We start from the raw sequence: 24,207 nt of genomic DNA on the forward strand, positions 1-24,207 counted from the left end.
GTATTTTCCTCTTATGGCCAGGGGGTTGGTGTATGTCAGAAGTGCTGCGGAACCTAAATGAGAACTTAAAACGGCAAACGAATGTGTACAGTGAACTCAACCGTCTGGCAGAGCTTAAGCAGCGGGCCTTAATTAAGAACAACCTGCACGAACTCGAAATGGTCACTGCTCAGGAGGAGCAGCTCCTGCTCGAAGGCGGACGTTTAGAAAAAGAGCGCCTCCTATGGGCGGAGCAGATCGGCCGGGAAATGGGCAAAGCTCCGGAAGAACTGACTTTAGCTGAACTGGCCGAGCGTTATCCCGAGTTGGAAAGCGTGCGCAAGGATTTAGATGATGTGCTTTCACGCTTGCAGGAGGCTCATGAAATCAACACTGAGCTTTTAGAACAAGCGGTAAAAATAGTGAATGTCACACTTAACATGCTAACCCAAGAGGACAAGAGAACCTATTCACGCCCTGGAAAAGAGGTTAAAGGTGGGTCTAAACAAGCCCGCATTTTAGATAAAAGCGTTTAAGGGTAAGAACAGCTAGGAGAGAAGGAAGAATGCACTCTACTTTTTTTGGCCTGGAATTGGCCCGCCGGGCGCTCGAATCCCAACAGTACGCCTTGGATGTCACCGGGCACAATATTGCCAATGCCAACACCCAGGGATATACCCGGCAGGTGGCTAACCTTAAATCCACGACCCCGGATACGATAAACAGCTTAGGGCATAGCTTGAGCATCGGTACAGGCGTGACCCTCGAAAACATCACCCGGGCCCGGGACGCATTTGTCGACCGCCAATTCCGCTGGGAAACTTCCAAGCAGGAGTACTGGGGCGGCCGGCAGGATGCCCTGCAGAAAGTGGAGGGCATGTTCAACGAGCCTTCCGAAAACAGTCTTCACGATGATATGAATAAGTTCTGGACCGCCTGGAGCGACCTCTCGAAAAATCCCGAAAATATGGGAGCCCGTTCCGTAGTCCATGAACGGGCTTTAACCTTGGTTGACAGTTTCCATCATCTAGCCCAGCAGATTACAGATATGAGAAACAATATGGACGCTAATGTCAGGGTTCAGATTCATCAGATAAACAGCTATTCAGAGCAAATTGCGGGACTCAACGAACAGATAAAAAGAGCGGAAGTGGCCGGAGACAATCCGAACGACTTGCGGGATAAACGGGATGCATTGGTTGACGAACTCTCGAAAATCGTAAGCGTCAGGGTGGTCGAAACGATTGATCCCAGCTTTACGGACCGCGAAGTGCATAACTATCAGGTGAATATCGGGGCTGAGACCACGCCGCCACAAATCCTGGTCAGCAATACAACCGCCTATAAACTGAGTGAAACCGCGGTCGATGCCAATGGGTTTGCCTTGGTTCAGTGGGATGCAAGCGCTCCCAACCCAGGCGCTGCTCTTGACATGGGAGACAGGCTGGGAAGCCTACAGGCCAACATGGAAATCCGCGATGATTATTTGCCTAATTTCTTGCAGAAGTTTTTGGATGATTTGGCGGCGGGGATTGTCCAGGCTGTCAATACCCTGCATACCTCGGGTGAAGGGCTTACTGCCGGGGTTACGGGCAATTTCTTTGATCCTGCTTCGACAACGGCTGCCACGATCGCATTAGATCCTTATGTCGATGACTTAAGCCATATCGCCACGCGCCCCAGCGGAGCGGAAATCGGGGATGGCAGTGTCGCCCAGCAGATCTCTTCTCTGGCCAACGGCTGGACGGCCGTTGCCAGTCCGCTTCCTAATGCAGCCACTTCTTTCGGGGATTTTTATGGGGCCAACATTGCCCAGTTGGGAATTGACGTGCAGCAGGCGGACCGCATGAAAGCGGGCGAAGATGTGCTGGTCACCCATTTGAGCAATCAGCGCGAATCCCTGTCCGGAGTGTCTCTGGATGAAGAGATGACCAATTTAGTCAGATTCCAAAAGAGTTACTCCGCTGCAGCGAGGGTTGTAACTATGATGGATGATATGCTGGATACGATTGTGAACAGAATGGGAGTAACGAGGTAAGATTAAGTAAGTTTTTCGGATTTCCTCGTTCAATTATCTAAGATGGGAACTTTGTTGCAATGGAGTGAGGCGCAATGAGAATTACGAATAATATGCTATCCCGGAACTTGCTTCGCAACTTGGAAGCAGCCAAGGGGCGTATGGATGAACTGCAGAATCAGATGTCAACCGGCCACCGGATCTCACGTCCTTCGGATGACCCGGTGGGGATTGAAAACGCTTTAAGGCTTAAAACAAATATTGCGATGGTTAATCAGTGGTCAAATAACGCAAGCGAAGCATTGGGAAATATGAACACCACGGACAGCATTATGGGCGAGATGACTTCCATGCTGCAAAGGGTAAGAGAACTTGCGGTTCAGGGTGCAAATGACACTACTCCGCCTGATGCCCGTAAAGGAATCGCACAGGAAGTACGGCAGCTGGCCGAACAATTAAGAGTAGTTGCAAATACGAAAATAGGTACAAAATATATTTTTGCCGGGACCAAAACTGACCAAGAACCGATGCCAACCCCCAGCAGCAGTTGGCAGGGAAATTTTGACCCGGTTAATTTCCAGGTGGGCAACAATGTGACCGTGAACATCACCGTGGATGGGCAGGATTTGTTTACCAATGAGACCGGGGGTACGGTTAATGGTCAGGGTATATTTGCCAACAGTTCTTATTCGGGTGTTTTGGACGACTTGTCCAATGCTTTGGAAACAAACGATACAGTGGCTATCGGAGCTACTCTTGATGACATTGACTCGAACATAGACAAAGTTCAGCAGCTACGTGCCGGTCTGGGTGCGCGGATTAACCGCATGAACGCGATCCGTGATCAGTTGGATGCAACTACGTATAACTTGGAGAAAAACCTCTCAGATATTCAGGATGCTGACATGGCCAAAGCGATTGTGGACTTCAAGAACCAGGAAAATGTTTTCCGCTCGGCCTTGGCAGTAGGGGCTCAGATTATTCAACCTTCACTGGTGGATTTTCTGAAGTAGTGTTTGCTGTTTCCTAAGCAGGTTGTTCAGAAGAGAATCTCTGCAAGCGAGATGTGATGTGTCAATGGTTAATTTACAGATTAAGCAGCAGTTTGGGCGAATTGGATTAAAGACAGATCCTTTTGTATTTAACCTGAGTGTTAAACAGCCTTCCTTGAATTTTAAACAAAGACCCACAGAGATCATCCCCGAGAATAGTCCGTTGCAGATTGAGATTGATTGGAGCCCATACAGGGAATCAGTCGGTTTCAATGGCATTGAGGCCCAGCAACGAAAGTTTAACGAGGATGCCAAGTTAACTGCCGGTCAGGGAATTGAACGGCGTGCACAGGAAGGAAACGCTCTTGGCCATATCGAAAAAAGTATATCCATAGCTCAAGTTGTAAATAATGCGATACAACCCGCAAAAAAGGATCTGGAGCTAGTTAATATAGAACCAGCTCGCTTTTTTGTGCGCGAGGGCTCGCTTAAGTGGTCAGTGGAATTAGGCGGTGTAGTTGGCGACTATACTGCTGGCTCTGTCTCAACTGAATTTCGGTACGGCAAGGTTCAAAGCTATCTGGAACGGAAGCCGTCAATCCAATTTCACGCCGTGGGAGAAATCTTTGACCGTAAAGGATAGGAGAAAAATTATATGAGTGCATCACAGGAATTAAAGCCTCAAAAAGCTCACGAATATTATTTTCCCAAAGGTCTACCGGGTTTCGAAGAGACTCGGTATTTTCAGCTTCTTGAAGAAGAGATGCCTTTCGCCCAGTTGGTTGCGGCCGATGATGATAAGATAGGTTTCATATTAATACAGCCCGAGGTGGTAGGTGTCAAAAATGAATGGGAAATCGATCCTGAAACCGAGCAAGTTCTAAGAGGCGGAAAGAGCTCGGAGTCTCAGCTTCAGCTGGAAGTATGGCTGATACTAACCTTAAATCGCCAGGATGTTCAAAGCAGCACGGTAAATTTGAAGGCACCTCTGATACTTAATCCGGAGGAAAAGCTTGGAGTGCAATTGATTCTGGATGATGAGCGTTATTCCAGCAGGCAGCCCCTGGTTAAGCAGCAAGCAGAGAAAGGGGTTAAAGGGTAATGCTTGTTCTCTCGCGTAAGCTTAATGAAAAAATTAAAATCGGAGAAGACATTGAGATTGTGGTCGTTGCGGTCTCTGGTGACACGGTGCGTCTTGGCATCAAGGCCCCACCCTCAGTTAAGATTTTGCGCAATGAAGTGTACGAAGAAATCCAGAACCAGAACCGGGAAGCAATGATCAGTGTCGCAGATGTCCTTCAATACCTTGACCTTGGAACGCTGCCCACATCGATAAAAACGGAAAAAGAGAAATAAATATTGATAAAGGTAGGTAATATGACGGAGAATCATAAAATCTTGAGATATTCAATGTAAAACGCAGCTTGGCTTAAATATTTGGGAAATTTAACCCTATTTTGTTTTGATGAAGATTTCGATGTATAAAGTGTAAGACGTTTTCCTTCGCCGGCAGGAGACGAAATACAAAAGCGCTGCACATGGAAGTGGGCGCAATAAAGTACATGGAGGGACAAAGCATGATTATTAACACCAACATTGCGAGTTTGAATGCTCAACGTAATCTCTTCACAACCAACAATTCCTTGCAAAAGTCATTGGAAAAATTGTCATCAGGTTACCGTATCAACCGGGCGGCGGATGATGCAGCCGGGTTGGCAATCTCCGAAAAAATGCGGGGTCAAATCAAAGGTTTGAATCAAGCCACCCGTAATGCCCAAGACGGAATTTCTTTGATTCAGACGGCTGAAGGTGCTCTGAATGAAACCCACAGCATTTTGCAACGGATGCGCGAATTGGCAGTTCAAGCTGCTTCAGGTACTTATACTAGCGGAGACCAAGCTAAAATCTCGACTGAGTTCGGCCAGCTGATGAGTGAGGTTACCCGTATTGCCAGACAGACAGAATTTAACGCAATGAAACTTTTAAGTTCGGGCAAAACGATTAATCTTCAAATTGGTGCAAACTCGGGTCAAACGATGGCAGTTAAGTTAAGTGCTATGTCATCATCCGCGCTGAAAATTGATAAACTCGGAGTAGGATCGGTAGGAAGTGCTACAAGCGCTATCTCAGTCGTTAACTCCGCAATCAATGCCGTGTCTACCAAACGTGCCAACTTTGGAAGTTACCAAAACCGTTTGGAGCATACCATTGCTAATCTGCAAACAGCCAGCGAAAACCTGGTGGCTGCCGAATCCCGTATTCGCGATGTCGATATGGCAAAGGAAATGTCGGAATTCACGAAGAACCAAGTACTTAGCCAAGCCGGTGTGGCGATGCTGGCCCAAGCAAACCAGGCACCTCAGGCAATTCTTAAACTTTTGGGCTAATCTTAAAGAATCTTTGCTGCCGGTCGGCTCCCTGCCGGCCGGCTTTTTCCTTAAAGTTTTGACAGTACTCATTTAAGTAATTGTGGGTAATTTATATACATTGCACACGAGTTGCGAATTTATCATTGCCGAGATATTTTGGACGAGGAGGATTTGCAATGGTAAACCCTGTCCAACCAAATACCCCTGGAGCAACAATAATGCCGCTTAATACTTTCCCAGGGCAAAAGATGGAGCGGTCAAAAGAACTGCCGCGTCCGGTGGTTGACCGCAAGCAGGAAGTAGGTTCCGCCCGGGAAGAGATTTCCCGGGAAGAAGTAGAAAAAGCGATTGATAAAATAAACCGGTTAATGGGAATTATAGAAAAACGCCTGGAATTCAGCATTCATGATGGCTCACATCGTGTGATGGTCAAGGTTGTAGACAAAGAAACAGGGAAGGTGCTTGATGAGGTTCCTCCCAAGAAAATCCTGGACATGTTAAGTTCTTTCAATGAAATGGCGGGTCTTTTACTGGACAAACGTCTCTAAGGAAGGAGATGTCTGTATGCCTATCGGTTCAACTTCAATGTCTCTTCCAGGCCTGTCAGGCTATGATTTCTCCGGTATTATCGATAAAATGGTTCAGGCCTATAAGCTTCCGGAAAATCAGTTATTTGACAAGCAAGGCAGGCTGCAAACTAAAAAGACAGCCTGGATGGATGTGAACACTTCTCTATTAGCTCTTGATACTGCGGCTACAGCCTTGCGTTCCGCCTCTACCTGGACAGCGACACAGACTGTTTCCAGCAATACGAGTATTCTTTCTGTGTTTGGCGGGACCAATTCTGTACAAGGGACTTACAGTATCACTGTTTCGTCTCTGGCCCAGGCAGAAGCAATTGCCACCAGTGTTTCTACAGATACTGATATTGCAAGTGTACTTGACAGCGTGAGCACTAAAATGGCCGCAGCTGGGCATTCATATACTGCGGCAGGAGATTGGGATTTTACAATCACGAATAACGGGGTTGCTCACAATATTTCAGTGAAAAGCTCTTCTACCACAGGAGGAGCGCCTACACTTGAGGATATACGGGACTCAATCAATAATGCTAACGCCGGTGTTAGTGCTACTCTGGCGTTAGTTGACTCTGTGAACAAGACATACAGGCTGGTGCTTACAAATAATACGCCCGGGGCTGCCAACACCCTGAAGTTTAGCGATCCCAATGGGCTTCTGCAAACAGGCTTAGGCTTGCAGCTGACAGCTTCGACTGATGGAGTTCCGTCCGTTACCTACAGTCCGACGAATCTTATCTCCAATGATCCCAGTTCCCCCAATTATGCAGGGGGAATTACCCAGCAGGCAACTGATGCCAGCTTAACGGTAAATGGTGTACCTATGACTAGTACGGCCAACACAATTACCAGTGCCATTTCGGGGGCAACTATTACTCTAAGCACTACCGGTACGGCCTCAGTAACGGTGGCTCAAGATATATCTGTAACCAAAAAAGCCATCCAAGATTTTGTGGATAAATATAATTCTCTACAGAAGCTTATTAAGGACAATTTAAGCTACGATGCTGATAATAAGCAAGCCGGACCCTTATTTGGTGACTCTTTGCTTATGGGTATTCAAGCAAAACTTCGGGATGTCGTAGGAGGAAATACCATTGTAAATCCTACCGGCCCTTATAAGATTTTGTATGACGTTGGAATTAAGACTTCTGATCGGGACGGGACCTTAACGTTTGACACCGCTAAATTTGATAAGGCGATGTCAGATCATCCTGAGAGCGTGGTCAACATGTTTGGGGCTCCTTACTCTGGAGGAACAACGCCGACCGATGATCTCACCGATACGATGCTGGTTCCGAATCTGCACCAAGGTCTCGGGAACTATCTTCATGCTTATTTGAACCCTTTGGTTAAGTTTCAGGGGACGATCGACCAACATAAGACCAGCTTAGATACCCAAATCAAAGACCTTAAGAGTCAAATACAAGATTTTGAAGACAGGGCTTCAGACTACGAAGAAAGGCTTAAGATTAAGTTCGCAAGTTTAGAATCCCTTCTGATGAATTTTAACTCCCAGGGGACTTGGTTAAGTAATCAACTGAATGCCATGACGGCAAAGAAATAAGAAAGCTACCGTGTGAGAGGGAGAGTTTTTTATGTTAAACTCAACGGTCAATAACAATATTTATTTAACCTATAAGCAGACTGCTGTTGAAACAGCTACTCCCGATAAGTTACTACTAATGTTATACGATGGCGGAATTAAATTTCTGCGTTTTGGGGAAAAGGCTATTCTAGAAAAAGACTATGCAGCAGCACATAAGTGGCTCACAAAAGTTCAAGATATTCTAACTGAATTAATGATAACGCTGGATATGGAACAAGGCGAGATCCCTCAAAACTTGTTTAACCTTTATGAATTTTATCGTTATGAAGTGCAGATGGCTAACGTAAAAAAGGATACGGAACGCTTGCAGCCTGTCATTGAGTTTTTTGTCAAGTTCCGAGATGTTTGGGCCGAAGCTGCTAAGAAAGCTTTAGTCCAAAAATAACCATTTGACTTAAATTGAATTACATTATTCGGGTGAAAGCATGACACTTTTTGAAAAAAACTTAGATCTCTTAAAAACTCAGGGTTTTTATGAACAATTACAAAACGCAACAATTGACGACGAAACATCAGTTAGCCTTTTTCAAGGAAAAGGTGGATTTTATACTGCAGTCAAGCGAGTTTCAGATTCGGAGATTCTCCTTCACAGTTTATACGACCCTATAAGGGAAGCTCGAAGAATGATAGATGAGGGGGAATATCATAAATATAATTCTGTTTTTGTTATTGGTCTTGGGTTAGGTTATCATCTTCTCGAGTTACTAAAGACAACTCGAGAAGATTGCTATATTCATGTCTTTGAGTGCGATTGGGATATAATCAAAGCCGCAATGCAAGTAATAGATTTTGGTGAGATTCTTGGGACTCACAGAGTTATTTTAGCCTTCGGTTCGAATAAGTCTAACCGGGTGATATTAGATTCTGTTTTTACTATTCCCGAAGTTATTATTAATCTTCATAATATGACTTTCTTGGTTTTCCCTCCCAAAAAGCGCCTGGAAAGCGAATGGGTCGATGAATCCCAACGACTGGTTCTGGATTTGTTCAGATTTCATAAATATGGCATGGGTGACGATCTTGAGTATTGGTCAGTAAATGGGCTGAAGAATTTGGTTTCCAATGCCAAGTATATTGCAGCAAGCCCCCATCCGGAATCTATAGCAAACGGATGGAATAAACCTGTTGTAATTGTTCTGGCAGGACCTTCATTAAGTAAAAACATTCACATTTTAAAGGAATGGCAAGATAGGGTAACGATATTTTGTGTGAATACTGTTTTTAAACGATTACTTGATTATGGAATCATTCCGGATGCGACCTTTAGCTTAGATCGTTCTCCACTAATTTACGAACAACATTATGCAAGGCCGGAGTCCATTCCAGAAGAAATTTTATTTATTGGAAATACAAGTGTTGATCCGAGAATAGCGGATTTATTCAAACGAAAGATATTCTTACTCAGCATGGAGACTTTTCAAAGTGAGCTAGCTCAGGATATAAAAGGAGGGTCTATAGCAGCAGGATATTCGGTAACTCATTTTGCTTTTTCTTTTGCCCGGCATTGTGGTATGAGTCCAATAGTGTTAGTAGGACAGGATTTAGCTTTTGGAGAAAACGGATATACGCATAGTACAGGTACGGTCTATGAAAATTCTAAAGTTGATATATCTAAAGAAGAAAAATATATTGTCTACTTAGATGGTTACTATGAAGAGAAAGTGCCGTCTACTTTAACTTGGAAAGGATTCCGTGATTGGTATGAAATCGAGTTGGAGAAAGATCCGACACTTGTAATTAATGCCACTGAGGGCGGCGTAAGAATCGCGGGCACTGTTCAACTAACATTATCTGAAGCCTTAAATCAGTATGTGGGGAAAGAAACTAAGTCATCCTTTTATGAGTGGATTCAATCCAAAATAGATCATGAAAACTATAATAACAATCTGAATAAAATTCAATTATCATTTGAAAACCGCCTTAATAAACTGAAGTCTTATGCTAAAGTTTATGATAAAATTAACTTGCTGAATAAAAAAATTCAATCCTCCCAGATGTCAGGAGTATTTAGGAAACGTTATCTTAAAGAAATGGAGAGCAGTATTAAAGATATTTTTAAGGATATCTGGATTTACAGTGCTTATCGTCCTGTTTATGTAAGTGTGATGGCTAATTATCGGAGATATTCTGAAGAATTAGATGACCAAGAGATACCGAAAGCCCAAATGCTTGCAGACATGTTCAAAAATTTTAGGGACTTTTTACAAAAATTAATTGAAATATTGGAAGAGGCAAGTGAGACAAAACCTGAATGAACTTTGGATTCAATTTATCTTTCTAAGAGGAGGTTACCGGCATTGAGGTTGAGCAAAGAACAGAAGATTCTTGTTACCGGAGCTGATGGATTCATCGGTAGCCATCTCACAGAGGCGTTAGTTTATCAAGGATATAAAGTACGTGCCTTTGTACAGTACAATTCCTTTAATTCTTGGGGTTGGTTAGATACTTCCGATGAATTGATCAAAAATGAATTGGATATATTCGCTGGTGATATTCGTGATCCGTTTGCGGTTAAAAAAGCTATGGATCAATGCTCAATTGTTTTCCATCTGGCTGCATTGATTGCGATACCTTACTCGTACCGCTCCCCCTCTTCATACATAGACACGAACATTACTGGGACTCTCAATATTCTACAAACTGCCCGGGAACTGGGGCTGGAAAAAGTAGTCCATACTTCTACTAGTGAGGTCTATGGAACAGCACAGTATGTGCCTATCGACGAAAAACACCCGCTTCAGGCGCAGTCACCTTATTCTGCCAGTAAAATTGGTGCCGACCAATTAGCTCTTGCGTTCTACCGCTCGTTTGGAGTACCGGTTGCTATAATTCGTCCGTTTAACACATACGGACCTAGGCAATCTGCCAGAGCAGTAATTCCTACAATTATTACCCAAATTGCCGCTGGAAAAGAGAAAATTAAGTTAGGTTCTCTAAGCCCCACAAGGGATATGAATTATATCAAAGACACTGTATCCGGCTTTATAGCAGTTGCCGAAGTTGATAAATCAGTCGGAGAAGTAATTAATATCGGTAGTAATTATGAGATAAGTATTGGTGATTTAGCCAATCTGATTGCTGAAATAATGGGAAAAGATGTTATGATTGAATCTGAACTAGAACGTTTACGTCCGGATAATAGCGAGGTGGAGCGCCTGTGGGCGGATAATTCAAAAGCTAAAGACGTATTAGGTTGGACACCGGCTTACAGCGGGTTGGACGGGTTGAAAAGGGGGTTAAAAGATACGGTTGCCTGGTTCAGCAATCCGGATAATCTTAAACGGTATAAAACCGATATCTACAACATATGAACTCGGTACAACCAGAAATAGTCTTGGAAGCAATAAGAAGCTGTTTGCCGTCCGACCGAGAAGTCATTGGCCTACATGAACCCCAGTTTTGCGGAAATGAATGGGACTATCTTGAAGAGTGTTTAACCACAGGCTGGGTTTCATCAGTTGGCAAATTTGTTGATCGTTTTGAACAGATGTTAGCAGAATATACTGGTGTAAAACGGGCAATTGCTGTGGTTAATGGTACGGCAGCTTTACACATTGCCTTAAAAGTGATAGGTGTTAAAACTGGTGACGAAGTTTTAGTTCCAACACTTACATTCGTTGCTACTGCAAATGCGGTAGAATACTGTGGAGCCATTCCTCATTTTGCGGATTCTGAAGAGAAATCATTAGGTCTAGACCCACACAAGCTAGAGATATGGCTTAATGAAATTGCCGAACTACGGCATGGCGAATGCTTTAACCGTCAAACGGGGCGTCGGATAAAAGCGGTAATTGCCATGCATACATTTGGACATCCTGTCGATCTTGATCCGTTATTAGAGGTTTGTAGACGTTTCAAATTGGAATTAATTGAAGATGCAGCCGAATCAATAGGTTCTTTCTACAAGGGTAGGCACACAGGAAATTGGGGTAAATTTGCAACATTAAGTTTTAACGGGAATAAAACTATCACTACCGGCGGAGGCGGGGCCATTCTCACTAATGATGAAGAGTTGGGTAAAGAGGTAAAACACCTTACAACTACCGCTAAAATACCTCATCCATGGGCTTACTACCACGATCGAGTTGGATATAACTATCGTCTGCCCAACATTAATGCGGCTTTGGGCTGTGCACAAATGGAACAATTAGATAGTTTCCTCGAAAAGAAAAGGATTTTGGCGGAACGTTACAAGTTTGCTTTTTCGAAGGTACAAGGGATACGGTTTTTTACGGAGCCCGATTTTGCCCAAAGCAATTACTGGCTTAATGTGCTGTTGCTAGATGACGAAAATGCATTTATACGTGATACTTTATTAAAGAAACTAAATACTAGCGGTATAATGGCACGCCCGGCTTGGACACTAATGCACAAGTTGCCGATGTTTCACTCCTGCCCAAGGATGGATGTAAGCACTGCTGAAAATATCGAGTCGAGGCTAATTAATATTCCAAGTGGAGCTTTATTATTATGAGAAAAGCAAGGAAGATTTGTGTTGTTACGGGTTCACGGGCTGAGTATGGATTACTTTTCTGGTTACTTCGAGAAATTCAACAAGATCACGATTTGGAATTGCAGCTTGTGGTTACGGGAATGCATCTTGCCCCGGAATTTGGTTTGACCTATAGAATTATTGAAGAAGATGGATTCTGTATTGAAGAAAAAGTCGATATGTTGTTATCCAGTGATACCCCGGTTGGTATCGCCAAATCCTTAGGGCTAGGCACTATCAGTTTTGCTGATGTATTCGACCGACTGAAACCAGATATTCTAGTGTTGCTAGGAGACCGTTATGAAATTTTAGCGGCCGCTCAAGCTGCCCTTATCGCGAACATTCCCATTGCTCATTTACACGGGGGAGAGGCAACTGAGGGAGCAATAGACGAAGCGATTCGGCACTCGATCACTAAAATGTCCCACTTGCATTTTGTAGCTGCCGAGCCTTACAGAAAAAGGGTTATTCAATTAGGAGAGAATCCCGATAGGGTGATTAATGTCGGTGCGCTGGGTTTGGACAACATTGAAAGGCTTAAATTGCTAGAACGCAATGAGTTTGAAAAATCGATTCAGTTTAAGCTTGGCAGGGTAAATTTTCTTGTCACTTACCATCCGGTTACCTTGGGTAACCACAATCCAAAATATGCCATCGATCAACTGCTTGGAGCTTTAGACGACTTTCCTGATGCGAAAGTCATTTTTACTAGACCGAATTCGGATACAAATGGTAGAATTATTGCCCAGACAATTGATGAGTACGCTATAAAGCATCCTGAGCGGGTAAAAGTATTTACTTCTCTGGGACAAACGAAGTATTTAAGCGCGATAAAGCTTACTGATGTTCTCATAGGGAATTCTTCAAGCGGACTGATTGAAGTGCCTGTATTGGGAAAGCCAACTGTTAATTTAGGAGATCGTCAGCGTGGTCGTCTTAAAACTGAATCTGTAATTGATTGTCAAGAGACAAAGGAGGAAATATCGGCGTCAATTCGTAAGGCGTTATCTCCCGAATTTAAGATACTTGCAAAAAACGTTGTTTCTCCCTATGGAAAAGGCGGGGCTTCCGTCCGAATCAAAGAGTTCTTAAAAGATGTAGAATTAGAAGGAATTATAATCAAACAGTTTTATGATCTTCAAATATAAAAGGAGAATCAATGCGTTATGCAAAAGAAACAATGCATCTCTGTTATTGCTGAGGCCGGGGTAAATCATAATGGTGACTTAGGGATGGCTAGGGAGCTTATTGATGTTGCCGTTGAGGCAGGTGCGGATGCTGTCAAGTTTCAGACATTTAAGGCAGAGAAATTAGTTAACTCAAACGCTCCAAAAGCTGATTATCAAAAAAGTACCAGTAACCGGCAAGAATCCCAACTTGAGATGCTTAAAAGGCTGGAATTAAGCGAAGAAGCCCATCAAGCATTGATTGAATACTGCCGGCAAAGGGGAATCGAATTTCTTTCTACTCCTTTCGACTTGGATAGTTTGCATTTCTTGGTTTCCGAACTCGATATTCCTAGAATAAAAATCTCTTCCGGAGATATTACTAATGCCCCCTTATTGCTGAAAGCGGCCCAAGCGCGTAAGCCCATTATTCTTTCTACAGGAATGAGTACCCTTGGGGAAATAGAAAGGGCGTTAGGTGTTTTAGCCTTTGGCTATATACACTCGGAATCCCATAGGAAGCCATCTCTTGCTGCCTTTGAACAAGCCTTATTTTCGGAAGCGGGATATACAGCTTTATTGAAAAATGTGGTACTGCTTCATTGCACTACTGAGTATCCGGCTCCATTTAACGAGGTTAATTTAAGAGTAATTGAGACTTTGCGGAAAGCTTTCGGACTACCGGTTGGGTTATCTGACCATACCCCGGGTATTGCTATCCCTATTGCAGCTGTCGCGCTAGGAGCAGTTATTATTGAAAAACACTTTACTTTGGATCGAAATCTTCCGGGACCGGATCATAAAGCTTCGTTAGAACCCGGGGAATTAATATCCATGATACGGTCTATTCGTCAGGTAAAAGAGGCTTTAGGAACTGAAATTAAAGGACCAACATCCTCTGAAATTAAGAACAGGGCTGTTGCAAGAAAATGCCTAGTAGCCGCTCGCCGAATTATGAAAGGGGAGCCATTTACTCCGGAAAATCTTACTGTTAAGAGAGCAGGAGAAGGGGTTTCTCCAATAAATTATTGGAATTGCTTAGGTATGATCGCGGAGAGAAATTACGAGGAAGATGAAAAGGTGAAATTATGAAATCTCCTGTGATTGTTCTTGGAGCAGGTGGACATGCTAAAGTCCTGATTGATACCTTGCTTCTTGGGTCTGCGGAGTTAGTAGGGGTAACAGATTCTAATCCCCGGAAGCTGAAAGACAATGTGTTAGGCATACCGGTTTTAGGAACGGATGAAGTAGTATTGGAGTATTCTGCTGACAAGATTTTACTTGTAAATGGCTTAGGTACGACTAGCACGATGGAAAATCGTAAAAACTTATTTGATGTATTTAAAAATCGCGGATATACGTTTGCAACTGTTATTCATCCATCAGCTGTGATATCTGATCATGCTCAAATTAGGGAAGGTGCACAAATCATGGCCGGGGCCATAGTCCAAGTCGGATGTTCAATCGGCGCTAATACAATTGTGAATACAAAAGTGTCTATCGACCATGACTGCAATATCGGAGCTAATGTTCATTTGGCCCCGGGCGTTACCCTTTCTGGAGGCGTGCATGTTGCAGAGGGGGTACACATAGGAACGGGTGCGACAGTCATTCAAGGAGTAACAATTGGTAAGAATGCCCTAATTGGTGCCGGAACCTTGGTGTTAAAAGATATTGCAGAAGGTACTACTGTTGTTGGAGTTCCGGCAAGGGTTATTCACGCTAGGTATTGATGAGATAATGAGGGGGAAAACCTACTTTATGAGAGATGTATCAAAGGTTTGTATTCGACCCGATGCAACTCTGCTTGAGGCTTTACAAGTAATCAATAACGATGTTTTGCAAATTGCACTGGTTGTCAATGATGTTAGATGTTTGCAAGGCACAGTAACTGACGGAGATATTCGCCGCGCGATTCTTAAAGGACTCCCCTTAAATGCTCCGGTTACTCAAGTAATGAATGGGAGCCCGATAACCATTGCTCAGACGGCTAAACCAAAAGAAGCCTTATTTTTGATGCAAGCGAAGGGGATTCATCAGATCCCGGCTGTAAACGAGTCGGGCATGGTTGTAGGAATTCATGTTCTCAGTGACTTAATTGCCTCTAAGGTAAAACCACACACTGTCGTGATCATGGCAGGAGGAATGGGAACGCGCTTAAGGCCTCTTACGCAAGAAATTCCTAAACCAATGTTAAAAGTGGGAGACAAACCTATACTCCAGACTATTATTGAACAACTGCGTGATCATGGGCTTATTAAAATTACGCTAGCCGTAAACTATCTGGCGGAGCAAATTGAAGAATATTTTGGGGATGGGAATTCATTTGGAGTAAAAATAAACTACCTTAAAGAAAAAAATAGGATGGGAACGGCTGGAGCGCTTACTCTAATTGAGGAATTGCCTGAAGCCCCGTTGTTGGTTATGAATGGAGATATTTTAACCAATGTTGACTTTTCCCAATTGTTGCAGTTTCATAACACGGAAAAACATGCTGTTACTATGTGTGTGCGAAATTATGATTTTCGTGTTCCCTACGGAGTAGTTATCCTGGATGAAGACTATAAGGTATCTGCGATTGAGGAAAAACCTTTACATTCTTTTTTAGTTAGTGCAGGAATCTATGTCATAAATCCTGATGCAATCTCCTTGATTCCTCGCGACTCCTATTTTGACATGCCGAGCTTTTTGGAACTTGCGAAAAATTTACCTAATGGAGTTGGCTGTTTTCCTATTCATGACTATTGGATAGATATAGGAGAAAACAAAGAGTACCAACGAGCTAATGCTGATTATGGGAGGGTGTTTAACGAACATGCCCAAGATATTAGGGCTTATTCCCGCTAGAGGTGGTTCTAAAGGGATCCCTAGAAAAAATGTTAGGATACTTGGAGGAAAGCCTCTCTTGGCCTGGACTGTCGAAGCAGCAGTTCGTTCAAGCTGTTTGGATAGAATAATTCTGTCCACTGACGATGAGGAGATTGCATCAGTAGGTAAGCAAATCGGTTGTGAGGTGCCGTTTCTTCGACCCGCAGAATTGGCTAAGGATGAAACGCCGGGTATAGAACCGGTGTTACATGCTATTAAATGGCTGAAAGAAAACGAGGATTATGAGCCTGAATTTATAATGTTATTGCAGCCAACATCTCCATTTCGTACGAGCGAGCAAATTAAAGAAGCTGTTAAGTTAATTCAAACGCGGGAGTTTTTACTTTTTGATTCACTGGTGAGTGTTGTGAAACCGGATCATTCTCCAGAATGGATGTTTGTTGAGAAGAAAGACGGAAGAATTACTCCGCTATTGTATTCTCATCAAGTTAATAGGCGACAAGAACTTTCTTTAACGTATGCGTTAAATGGGGCAATGTACATTGCGCGAACGGAAACTTTAATTATCGAAAAGAGTTTCGTAACTGAACGAACAATGGCTTTTCAGATGGATAAAATTACATCGCTTGATATCGACACGATGTTTGATTGGAAGATTGCGGAATGCTTCGTAAGAAACGGCTTGGCGCTTGAGGAGTGATATTATTGAATGCCAGGGTAGGACTATTAGCGGATCAAATTTTAGGCCTCATGGATATGAACCATGGGCGGTTCAAAATGATCCTTCAACTTACATATCAACTTAGAGACGATGGCCTTTCAGACAACGATATCCAGAAGTTTCAACTCATACTCCAAGAACGGAACAATCTGATTCAAGAAATTAACCAAGATAATTCTAAAGTTAACGATCTTCAGAATGAAATATGCCAACTGTTAGGATTGCCATCTTTTGAATTAGAAGATCTAAAACCCTACATTACTAAAGAAACCGTAATGAAATTTGAGTTTATTAATAAGGCGATCGAAGAGGCGATTGAGAAAATACTTGTATTTGATAATACCTATATTCACCTTATCCGGACAGAAATGGATTCGATACTTGAGGTTCAAAGGCAAGTACGAAGATCCAAAAATATTGAGTCTATATATCGGTCGAATTACTCTCCTCTAGAAGCGAAGTTTATTGATAAGAAAAGGTAAAGAGATTATAGGAATGGAGACCGAAAAATGAAACTAGCAGTGCTTAGAACAGCAGGATTTATTGCTCCATTTGTCATTGACGGGTATGTCGAAGGATTCATTCAAAATGGACACCGGGTGCTGGTGTTAAATATCCAAAACACATTTGACGAAGAATCTTTGGCCCAAATAATGGATTTTCAACCAGACGTTATTTTAGGGTACGGGTTTAACGCAATTCTAAAGTACCGAGATGGTTACTTGTTTAGAATGCTAAACATACCCGTAGTTGCTCTCCATTATGATAATCCATGCATGTCTTTAACAGATGACATGTCAAATGAATTCCAGAGCTATCCTGATTACTATTTCCATTTTATTTGGGATTACAGTTTTATTGACTTATTTAAAGAAAAAGGAATTAAAAACTGCTATAAGACCTTGTTAGCCACTGATCCTGATAAGTTCTACCCGTTGAAAGAAAGAACCTTTGAATCATCTCTTGCTTTTGTGGGCAACATTTCACTTGAATGGCCACAATCAAAAAATATAAAAACAATTGCTGATTTTATTGATACTGTAATACTTAATAAGATACAAACTCTCGACCTCCCGGTTTTGGATATAGTTAGGAAATTAATTGAGGATCAGGAATTTAAGAGTATAAAACAAATTTTTCACAATCAACCTTATAAGTTTTGGAGCCATGTTTACTATTTAGTTCACGTAAAAGGTTCTGCTATAATGCGCAAATATATTTTGGATTGTATTGAAGGACTTGATATTCACGTCTATGGAGCTAGTAACTGGAACAAGAGTAATCTTTTTTTTCATGACAAGGTTCCCTACGGAAGAGAACTGTCCAAAGTTTATCAGAAATATGCCCTGAACCTCAATATTTCTTCCCTTCAATTGGAAACATCCGTTAATAACCGGGTGTTTGATGTTTTTGCCTCAAAGAGTTTTTTATTAAGTGACTATCGGAAAGACATGGAAACGATTTTTCCTGATCATTGGCGATATATAACTTACAGAAGTCCTGAAGAATTAGGTGAGAAAGGCGATTATTATTTAACTCATGAATCGGAACGCAAAGAATTGACGGACGAACTATATCATATTGTTATTAACCATCATACTTATAAACTCCGGGCCGCCGAAATAACAGGGACGATTGAACCATTAATTAGGTCTAACAGGTCTAACAGGTCTGAGACAAGAACCTACTCTTCTGCTCCAAAACCCGAAAATAATAAAGAAAAGGTTAACTATCAGGGGGCTTTTAATGCAAACCTTGTTAAGCTTATTCCTTCCGATGTTAAGAGCGTATTAGAGGTTGGTTGTGCAGATGGGATATTAGGACAATATTTATTAAAGAATACCTCAGTAGAAAGCGTAATTGGTATCGAAATCAATGATAAACTAGCAGCAAATGCTGCAAAAAGATTGACAAAAGTATATTGTGCTGATGCCGAAAACTTGGAATTCCCGATTGAACCCGGTTCAATTGATTGCCTTATTTTCGGTGATTCATTAGAGCACATGAAAGATCCTTATAAACTATTAAAATATCTGTTATCTCTTTTAAAACCAGGAGGATTTATTGTTGGCAGCATTCCAAACGTTCGAAATTTATTCCTAATTGATAATCTGCTTCACGGCTATTGGTCTTATACTGAATGGGGGCTTTTGGACAGGACCCACCTGCGCTATTTCACGTTAAATGAAATAGTAAAGTGGCTTAATGAAACCGGAATTGTCATTGAACATATTGAACGATCATTAAGAGACGCAGAATGGTTTCGTCGTATGCATACACAGAGCCAGATTAGAGAGGAATCACTAGAGAGGTACGACTATCTTTATCAAAAGGTGCTTAAAGGTGAAGACATTTCTGAAGATCTTAGAAACTGGTATAAATTTGACAGACTCAATAAGGAAGAGGTTTTAGATTTTCTTACCGTGCAGTTTCATTTTAGAGGGAGAAAGCCTGTTTAGCATAAAGCAAAGCTTATCATCGGGGTCTTCTTACCAGCTTCGAATAGAAACAGCTAAAGCATTGACGGGGTCGCCCTACCGGCGCCCTGTTTTATTTTTGCCCAAAAGTCCTAGGCCAAATCACACATGTACCTGTTTACAGGATTTGTCCGGAAATGCTACTATGGGAAAAGAATTGTATACATCGGAAACTTTTAGCACTTATTCGGAGGAATTCTAAAAAATATGGCGAAATAGTAAACGACTACGTATATCCACGCCTCAGTCAATTCTTAAGGTACACAAGCATAATATACATAAGAAACGCATGGGACGAGCACGGTCCAGATATTAAATTTAAGTAGGTTTGAAAGATAGGGGTGGGGTAAATCATGAGCCAAGACGATTCCAAGACTCAGGGAGTCGATATCGGAGAATTTCTGGAATTTTACCTGCTCGATTCGCAAGAACAAATAGAGAGGCTGGGAGCAGGGTTGCTCCAACTTGAAAAGGAAGGAACAAATATCAGCCTCATAAATGATCTCTTTCGGTCCGCCCACAGTCTTAAAGGTGCCTCAGGAACGATGGGCTTCACCCCGATTGTAGCTCTGACTCATGCTGCGGAAGATTTGCTTGACCGCCTGCGGCAGGGGAAGATGGAAGTGTCGATGGACATGATCGACATTCTTCTGGCTGTGACCGATCGCGTGCGGGCGATGCTGGGCCAAGTGGAGCAGCGTCAGGATATCGATACGGAGTATGAAGATTTAGTGCAATCCATGAAAGCGCTTATGAGCGGAGAGGGCTTAAATGCCAAAAGCGATGCCGGCACCGCAGCACGCGGGAGCGCACCGGCAAGCAGTGCCGGAGCAGCAGGGAGCGATAATCCTGCAGGAGCCGAGGGTTCTGAGGGAGTCGAGAGTTCTGAGGGAGCCAGCTTTGTTCCGCTTGATTTTGCTTTGTCTCCTGCCGAGTGGGATAAGCTGCAGAATGCCCAAATCATGGGACATGGAACCTATCAGGTGGATGTCACGCTGGCTCCCAACACCCTGATGAAAGCGGTTCGAGCCGTAATGGCGGCGCAGCGGACAGAGAATGTGGGCAATGTTCTTAAAATAATGCCCAGTATGGAAGATTTGGAGACCGGCAATTATGACGGGTTTTCTTTGCTGGTGATAAGTGATGAGCCCCCGGCAGAAATCAGGGAAGAAATTCTCGGGGTTTCAGAGCTGACGGAAGCTGTGGTTCATCCCTATCCGGCCGTGGAGAAGTTAAAAGCCTCTGCCCGGGGGGAAGCAGCTCAGGAAGTGGCTGCAACAGCTGCCGCAGTGTTAAGTGCGCCCTCCTCCGGACGGGAGGCTATTTTAGAAAGCAGTTCCGGTGCAGCTGTCAAAAGCCAGAGTACGAGAACCTTTGAGAAGACTACCGGAAATCAGGGTCAGGGAGGGTTTGGCGTTAGGAGCACAACCCCAGCGTCTGCACCGGCCACAGCCTCTTCCGCCGGCAGCGGCACCAACGGGGCCGCTGCCGGAGAGGGAAATACTCAAGTTCATACGATCCGGGTAGATACCGTACGCATGGATAATTTGATTAATTTAGTCGGGGAAATGGTGATTACCCGGACACGTCTGGTCCAGATCGGACTGGATCTTAAAAATGAGCATCGCACCGATCCTCTGGTCAATAACCTCAATGAGACCAATGTTTACCTCGGCCGTTTGATGAACGACCTCCAGGAAAGCGTTATGCGCTTGCGGATGGTTCCAATCGGTACGGTCTTTAGCCGTTTTCCCCGTTTGGTGCGCGACCTTTCACGCAAGACCGGCAAAGATATTGAGCTGGTGCTCAAAGGTGAAGATACGGAACTCGATAAGACCGTAGTCGAAGTCATCGGGGATCCCTTGATGCACCTCATTCGCAACTCGGTCGACCATGGAATTGAATCCCCCGAGCAGCGCCGGGCGGTGGGCAAACCGGAGACAGGGCATATTACCCTTGATGCCTATCACGAAGGGAACCATATTGCGATTTTGGTTACGGATGACGGCGCGGGGCTTCCTTTGGATAAAATCCGGCAAAAAGCGGTTAGCCGCGGGATGATCGGCGAGCGGGAAGAGCTTTCCGACCGCGATATTGCCAATCTGATTTTCCTGCCCGGTTTTAGCACGGCCGAGAAGGTGACGGATATCTCTGGGCGCGGCGTGGGCATGGATGTGGTGAAGAAAGCATTGAACAATCTGGGCGGAATGATTGATATCGACACCCACCGGGGTCAGGGAACCACCTTTACCATCCGCCTTCCGCTTACCTTGGCCATTATCCAGGCCTTGTTGGTGGAAGTGGGGGATGAGATTTACGCCGTTCCGCTTTCATCCGTGCTGGAAACCCTTCTGGTACAGCGTTCCGATATCAAGACGGTCGGCGGGCTGCCCATGGTGCAGCTGCGTGGCAATACCCTGCCCCTCATCTCCCTTCAGGAAAAATTTGATTTGCCGAAGCAGGAGAATCCGGGCGAAGAAGTTTTCGTCGTGGTTGTCGGCCTCGGGGAAAAGTCCATCGGTTTGGTCGTAGACGGATTGCGAGGGCAGCAGGAAATAGTGATTAAATCTTTGGGAGAGCTTTTGAATAATCTGCCGGGCATTGCCGGGGCTACCATTCTCGGGGATGGCAAAGTGACCTTAATTTTAGACATTGGCTCTTTAATCCAGGATCTCTTGGTTATGCGCAAAAGCCAGTAGTAACTCAATATGAAAAATTTGACAAAACATATCGAAATAAGATCGAACAACGAATATCTAATATCTAAATCGAAAAAGGGGGTTTGTTTATGGCGGAAGAACAACTGGTGACGTTTGGCCTGGGCTCGGAAGAATTTGGGGTGGATATTATGCTCGTTCAGGAAATTATCCGTATTCCACCAATCACTAGGGTTCCTAAGGCACCTCCGTATGTAGAAGGAGTTATCAATTTACGGGGAAATGTAATTCCCGTGGTCAGCCTGCGCAAGCGCTTTGGCATGGATAAGGCTGAGGAAACAGACCTCAGCCGGATTATCGTGCTCCAGGTTCAAAAAAAGGTCTTCGGGATTCGGGTAGACGCCGTAACCGAAGTGCTGCGCCTTGACAGTGGCTCGATTGAACCGCCGCCCCCTGTCGCTTTAGGCATGGACTCCCAGTTTATCCGCGGAGTGGGTAAAATCGGGGAACGTTTGCTGATTCTCTTGGACCTAGACCATATCATGGGTGGAGAGATGAATCATGAGTTTAGCGCCTGATACCCGGATTGGCGTGCTCATTGTGGATGATTCTCCTTTTATGCGTTTAACCATCCAAAAAATACTGAGCCAAGACCCGGACATCAAGGTCTTGGATACGGCGAGAGACGGACGGGAAGGGATTGCCAAATTACAGGCACTGAAACCCCAGGTTGTGACCATGGATGTAGAAATGCCGGTAATCAACGGCTTGCAGGCTCTGGATGAGATCATGCGCTGGCAGCCGACCCCGGTCATTGTCCTAAGTTCCCTTACGACCCAGGGAGCGGAAGCTACGCTGAGAGCCCTTGATTTAGGGGCCTTTGATGCAGTGGCAAAGCCCTCCGGGCGGCCGGGAGCAGATTTGCAAGCTTTAACCCAGGAGTTGATTGATAAAATTAAGGCCGCTGCCGGAGTAAACTTGGCCCGTCTGCGGCCGAGGGCTTCAGCTTCAGGCGGAAGTAGAACCACGGGCGCGGCTGCCGCTGGTATAACAGCTGCCCCTGAAGGTTCCGCCCTGCGACCCTTGGGTAGTACAGCCGGTACAGCCTCTGGAGCCAGCGCTATCAAAAGAACGAGTGCACCCGGAGCAATGGCTGCGGTAACCGGCATGGGTCAAACAATACATCTATCAGAACGAACTCTTTGGCCTAAGCATGCGCCTGAAATTGTGGCCATTGGGACTTCTACAGGCGGGCCTTCCGCGCTTCAGGCCGTGCTTCCCCAGCTTCCGGCAAATTTTCCGGTGCCGGTGATTGTGGCCCAGCATATGCCGCCGGGCTTTACCGCCCCTTTGGCTGAGCGCTTAAACAGCCTATGTGCCCTTGAGGTTAAGGAAGGAATAACCGGCGAAGCGTTAAAGGCCGGTAAAGTGTATATTGCGCCGGCAGGCAGGCAGATGCAGGTGCAGCGCCGCGGAGACCAGCTTTTCCTGCATATTACGGATGAAGCACCCATCACCACGCTCTACCGGCCCTCGGTAGATGTCATGTTCCTCTCCCTGGCCAAGGAAGTAGGGAAGGGAACGCTGGGCGTGGTCATGACCGGCATGGGCAATGACGGGTTGCGGGGGATGCGTGAGATTAAAGCCTTGGAGGGGTTTGCGATTGCTGAGGCTGAAGAAACCTGTGTGGTGTACGGAATGCCCCGGGCTTTGGTAGAAGCTAAACTGGCGGATCGCATCGTGCCCTTGGGAGAAATCGGGAAAACCATTACGGACTGTGTCCTAAGGAGGTAAGTAAGCCTATATGGGAGTTTTTCAAGCCATTGATATCAGTGCATCCGGTCTTACAGCCCAGCGCTTGCGTCTCGATTTAATTGCCAATAACATAGCCAATGTGAATACCACCCGCACCGGACAGACAACGGCTGCGGGCAACCCCATTCCTTACCGGCGGCAAGTGGCCGTGTTTGTCCCGCGCCCGCCGGAAGCCGGCTTTGCCCAGGTGTTTAAGGAAACGGTCAGCCGGTACGGGCAAACCGCCTCTCTTACTGTCCCTTCTCCTGCAGGAAACGGCGTCCAGGTACAGGCAATCGCGGAAGATGAAGCCCCGTTCCGCTTGGAGTATAATCCGGAATCCCCTGATGCAGCTGCTGTGACTGAGCCGGGGATCCCAGCGGGCTATGTCAGACTGCCTAATGTGAATATTGTTACGGAAATGGTAGATATGATCTCGGCTTCGCGTGCCTATGAAGCCAATGTCACTGCGCTCAATGCCAGTAAGTCAATGGCTGCTAAGGCTCTCGAAATCGGAAGGGGGTAAG

At 44.6% G+C, this 24,207-nt stretch carries 24 protein-coding genes; all 24 read left to right on the forward strand.

Features of this window, described 5'->3' with window-relative positions; all coding sequences use genetic code 11:
• The first annotated feature begins 32 nt into the window (after positions 1 to 32).
• The 24 genes from J0X21_RS04110 to flgC all read left to right on the forward strand — a co-directional run bounded on the left by J0X21_RS04110 (position 33) and on the right by flgC (position 24,206).
• The gene (locus tag J0X21_RS04110; protein WP_206810924.1) at positions 33 to 515 is read left to right on the forward strand and encodes a flagellar protein FlgN; all 483 of its coding nucleotides are present in this window, start codon (positions 33 to 35) and stop codon (positions 513 to 515) included.
• A 29-nt stretch (positions 516 to 544) separates the two neighbouring features.
• Positions 545 to 2,017, forward strand: coding sequence for a flagellar hook-associated protein FlgK (flgK, locus tag J0X21_RS04115; RefSeq protein ID WP_206810925.1), 1,473 nt, complete (start codon positions 545 to 547; stop codon positions 2,015 to 2,017).
• A gap of 74 nt (positions 2,018 to 2,091) precedes the next feature.
• Positions 2,092 to 3,009 (forward strand): flagellar hook-associated protein FlgL, encoded by a 918-nt coding sequence (gene flgL / locus J0X21_RS04120; RefSeq protein WP_206810926.1) that lies wholly within the window; start codon positions 2,092 to 2,094, stop codon positions 3,007 to 3,009.
• Positions 3,010 to 3,073: 64 nt separating this feature from the next.
• Entirely contained in the window at positions 3,074 to 3,631 is a 558-nt protein-coding gene (locus J0X21_RS04125; protein WP_206810927.1) for a DUF6470 family protein, read from the forward strand.
• A gap of 12 nt (positions 3,632 to 3,643) precedes the next feature.
• Positions 3,644 to 4,090, forward strand: a complete 447-nt coding sequence (locus tag J0X21_RS04130) for a flagellar assembly protein FliW (protein WP_206810928.1) — start codon at positions 3,644 to 3,646, stop codon at positions 4,088 to 4,090.
• Positions 4,090 to 4,344, forward strand: a complete 255-nt coding sequence (gene csrA / locus J0X21_RS04135; RefSeq protein WP_206810929.1) for a carbon storage regulator CsrA — start codon at positions 4,090 to 4,092, stop codon at positions 4,342 to 4,344. The genes J0X21_RS04130 and csrA overlap by 1 nt, the downstream gene beginning before the upstream one ends.
• 221 nt (positions 4,345 to 4,565) lie before the next feature.
• The gene (locus J0X21_RS04140) at positions 4,566 to 5,375 is read left to right on the forward strand and encodes a flagellin N-terminal helical domain-containing protein (protein ID WP_206810930.1); all 810 of its coding nucleotides are present in this window, start codon (positions 4,566 to 4,568) and stop codon (positions 5,373 to 5,375) included.
• Positions 5,376 to 5,533: 158 nt separating this feature from the next.
• Complete coding sequence (locus J0X21_RS04145; RefSeq protein WP_206810931.1) at positions 5,534 to 5,905, forward strand: flagellar protein FlaG; 372 nt, start codon at positions 5,534 to 5,536, stop codon at positions 5,903 to 5,905.
• A gap of 16 nt (positions 5,906 to 5,921) precedes the next feature.
• Positions 5,922 to 7,502, forward strand: a complete 1,581-nt coding sequence (fliD, locus tag J0X21_RS04150) for a flagellar filament capping protein FliD (RefSeq protein WP_206810932.1) — start codon at positions 5,922 to 5,924, stop codon at positions 7,500 to 7,502.
• Between the two features lie 31 nt (positions 7,503 to 7,533).
• Positions 7,534 to 7,929 (forward strand): flagellar export chaperone FliS, encoded by a 396-nt coding sequence (fliS, locus tag J0X21_RS04155; protein ID WP_206810933.1) that lies wholly within the window; start codon positions 7,534 to 7,536, stop codon positions 7,927 to 7,929.
• A 40-nt stretch (positions 7,930 to 7,969) separates the two neighbouring features.
• The gene (locus J0X21_RS04160; protein WP_206810934.1) at positions 7,970 to 9,799 is read left to right on the forward strand and encodes a motility associated factor glycosyltransferase family protein; all 1,830 of its coding nucleotides are present in this window, start codon (positions 7,970 to 7,972) and stop codon (positions 9,797 to 9,799) included.
• Positions 9,800 to 9,847: 48 nt separating this feature from the next.
• A complete protein-coding gene (locus tag J0X21_RS04165) occupies positions 9,848 to 10,855 on the forward strand; it encodes an NAD-dependent 4,6-dehydratase LegB (protein ID WP_407947625.1) in 1,008 nt (335 codons plus the stop codon).
• Between the two features lie 44 nt (positions 10,856 to 10,899).
• Positions 10,900 to 12,018, forward strand: coding sequence for a LegC family aminotransferase (locus tag J0X21_RS04170; protein WP_206810936.1), 1,119 nt, complete (start codon positions 10,900 to 10,902; stop codon positions 12,016 to 12,018).
• Positions 12,015 to 13,184 carry a UDP-N-acetylglucosamine 2-epimerase gene (gene neuC / locus J0X21_RS04175; protein WP_206810937.1) on the forward strand — a complete coding sequence of 390 codons (1,170 nt, stop codon included), beginning with the start codon at positions 12,015 to 12,017 and terminating at the stop codon, positions 13,182 to 13,184. Before J0X21_RS04170 ends, neuC begins: the two co-directional genes overlap by 4 nt.
• Before the next feature lie 18 nt (positions 13,185 to 13,202).
• A complete protein-coding gene (neuB, locus tag J0X21_RS04180) occupies positions 13,203 to 14,294 on the forward strand; it encodes an N-acetylneuraminate synthase (protein WP_206810938.1) in 1,092 nt (363 codons plus the stop codon).
• Positions 14,291 to 14,935, forward strand: coding sequence for an acetyltransferase (locus tag J0X21_RS04185; protein WP_206810939.1), 645 nt, complete (start codon positions 14,291 to 14,293; stop codon positions 14,933 to 14,935). The genes neuB and J0X21_RS04185 overlap by 4 nt, the downstream gene beginning before the upstream one ends.
• 28 nt (positions 14,936 to 14,963) lie before the next feature.
• Entirely contained in the window at positions 14,964 to 16,049 is a 1,086-nt protein-coding gene (locus tag J0X21_RS04190) for a nucleotidyltransferase family protein (protein ID WP_206810940.1), read from the forward strand.
• Complete coding sequence (locus J0X21_RS04195) at positions 16,018 to 16,731, forward strand: acylneuraminate cytidylyltransferase family protein (protein WP_206810941.1); 714 nt, start codon at positions 16,018 to 16,020, stop codon at positions 16,729 to 16,731. The genes J0X21_RS04190 and J0X21_RS04195 overlap by 32 nt, the downstream gene beginning before the upstream one ends.
• A gap of 5 nt (positions 16,732 to 16,736) precedes the next feature.
• The gene (locus tag J0X21_RS04200; RefSeq protein ID WP_206810942.1) at positions 16,737 to 17,234 is read left to right on the forward strand and encodes a hypothetical protein; all 498 of its coding nucleotides are present in this window, start codon (positions 16,737 to 16,739) and stop codon (positions 17,232 to 17,234) included.
• Positions 17,235 to 17,261: 27 nt separating this feature from the next.
• Positions 17,262 to 19,211, forward strand: coding sequence for a glycosyltransferase family protein (locus tag J0X21_RS04205; RefSeq protein ID WP_206810943.1), 1,950 nt, complete (start codon positions 17,262 to 17,264; stop codon positions 19,209 to 19,211).
• Positions 19,212 to 19,582: 371 nt separating this feature from the next.
• Positions 19,583 to 21,928: a chemotaxis protein CheA gene (locus J0X21_RS04210; RefSeq protein ID WP_206810944.1), complete on the forward strand. Its 2,346-nt coding sequence runs from the start codon at positions 19,583 to 19,585 to the stop codon at positions 21,926 to 21,928.
• Between the two features lie 89 nt (positions 21,929 to 22,017).
• On the forward strand, positions 22,018 to 22,464 hold the full coding sequence (locus J0X21_RS04215) for a chemotaxis protein CheW (protein ID WP_206810945.1): 447 nt from the start codon (positions 22,018 to 22,020) through the stop codon (positions 22,462 to 22,464).
• Positions 22,448 to 23,680, forward strand: a complete 1,233-nt coding sequence (locus J0X21_RS04220; protein ID WP_206810946.1) for a protein-glutamate methylesterase/protein-glutamine glutaminase — start codon at positions 22,448 to 22,450, stop codon at positions 23,678 to 23,680. The genes J0X21_RS04215 and J0X21_RS04220 overlap by 17 nt, the downstream gene beginning before the upstream one ends.
• 10 nt (positions 23,681 to 23,690) lie before the next feature.
• Complete coding sequence (gene flgC / locus J0X21_RS04225) at positions 23,691 to 24,206, forward strand: flagellar basal body rod protein FlgC (RefSeq protein WP_206810947.1); 516 nt, start codon at positions 23,691 to 23,693, stop codon at positions 24,204 to 24,206.
• Position 24,207 lies beyond the last annotated feature (1 nt).

The sequence above is a fragment of the Paradesulfitobacterium ferrireducens genome (genome assembly GCF_017310645.1).
GTDB classification, from domain to species: Bacteria; Bacillota; Desulfitobacteriia; order Desulfitobacteriales; family Desulfitobacteriaceae; genus Paradesulfitobacterium; species Paradesulfitobacterium ferrireducens.

What these genes read in the sequence shown, in the direction of transcription:
- J0X21_RS04190 (WP_206810940.1), top strand. Translation starts at nt 14,964, where the DNA reads ATGAGAGATGTATCAAAGGTTTGTATTCGACCCGATGCAACTCTGCTT.
- J0X21_RS04130 (WP_206810928.1), top strand. Translation starts at nt 3,644, where the DNA reads ATGAGTGCATCACAGGAATTAAAGCCTCAAAAAGCTCACGAATATTAT.
- J0X21_RS04110 (WP_206810924.1), top strand. Translation starts at nt 33, where the DNA reads ATGTCAGAAGTGCTGCGGAACCTAAATGAGAACTTAAAACGGCAAACG.
- J0X21_RS04220 (WP_206810946.1), top strand. Translation starts at nt 22,448, where the DNA reads ATGAGTTTAGCGCCTGATACCCGGATTGGCGTGCTCATTGTGGATGAT.
- J0X21_RS04140 (WP_206810930.1), top strand. Translation starts at nt 4,566, where the DNA reads ATGATTATTAACACCAACATTGCGAGTTTGAATGCTCAACGTAATCTC.
- fliD (WP_206810932.1), top strand. Translation starts at nt 5,922, where the DNA reads ATGCCTATCGGTTCAACTTCAATGTCTCTTCCAGGCCTGTCAGGCTAT.
- flgC (WP_206810947.1), top strand. Translation starts at nt 23,691, where the DNA reads ATGGGAGTTTTTCAAGCCATTGATATCAGTGCATCCGGTCTTACAGCC.
- neuB (WP_206810938.1), top strand. Translation starts at nt 13,203, where the DNA reads ATGCAAAAGAAACAATGCATCTCTGTTATTGCTGAGGCCGGGGTAAAT.
- J0X21_RS04160 (WP_206810934.1), top strand. Translation starts at nt 7,970, where the DNA reads ATGACACTTTTTGAAAAAAACTTAGATCTCTTAAAAACTCAGGGTTTT.
- J0X21_RS04205 (WP_206810943.1), top strand. Translation starts at nt 17,262, where the DNA reads ATGAAACTAGCAGTGCTTAGAACAGCAGGATTTATTGCTCCATTTGTC.
- fliS (WP_206810933.1), top strand. Translation starts at nt 7,534, where the DNA reads ATGTTAAACTCAACGGTCAATAACAATATTTATTTAACCTATAAGCAG.
- flgL (WP_206810926.1), top strand. Translation starts at nt 2,092, where the DNA reads ATGAGAATTACGAATAATATGCTATCCCGGAACTTGCTTCGCAACTTG.
- J0X21_RS04215 (WP_206810945.1), top strand. Translation starts at nt 22,018, where the DNA reads ATGGCGGAAGAACAACTGGTGACGTTTGGCCTGGGCTCGGAAGAATTT.
- J0X21_RS04195 (WP_206810941.1), top strand. Translation starts at nt 16,018, where the DNA reads ATGCCCAAGATATTAGGGCTTATTCCCGCTAGAGGTGGTTCTAAAGGG.
- J0X21_RS04185 (WP_206810939.1), top strand. Translation starts at nt 14,291, where the DNA reads ATGAAATCTCCTGTGATTGTTCTTGGAGCAGGTGGACATGCTAAAGTC.
- J0X21_RS04125 (WP_206810927.1), top strand. Translation starts at nt 3,074, where the DNA reads ATGGTTAATTTACAGATTAAGCAGCAGTTTGGGCGAATTGGATTAAAG.
- J0X21_RS04210 (WP_206810944.1), top strand. Translation starts at nt 19,583, where the DNA reads ATGAGCCAAGACGATTCCAAGACTCAGGGAGTCGATATCGGAGAATTT.
- csrA (WP_206810929.1), top strand. Translation starts at nt 4,090, where the DNA reads ATGCTTGTTCTCTCGCGTAAGCTTAATGAAAAAATTAAAATCGGAGAA.
- flgK (WP_206810925.1), top strand. Translation starts at nt 545, where the DNA reads ATGCACTCTACTTTTTTTGGCCTGGAATTGGCCCGCCGGGCGCTCGAA.
- J0X21_RS04145 (WP_206810931.1), top strand. Translation starts at nt 5,534, where the DNA reads ATGGTAAACCCTGTCCAACCAAATACCCCTGGAGCAACAATAATGCCG.
- neuC (WP_206810937.1), top strand. Translation starts at nt 12,015, where the DNA reads ATGAGAAAAGCAAGGAAGATTTGTGTTGTTACGGGTTCACGGGCTGAG.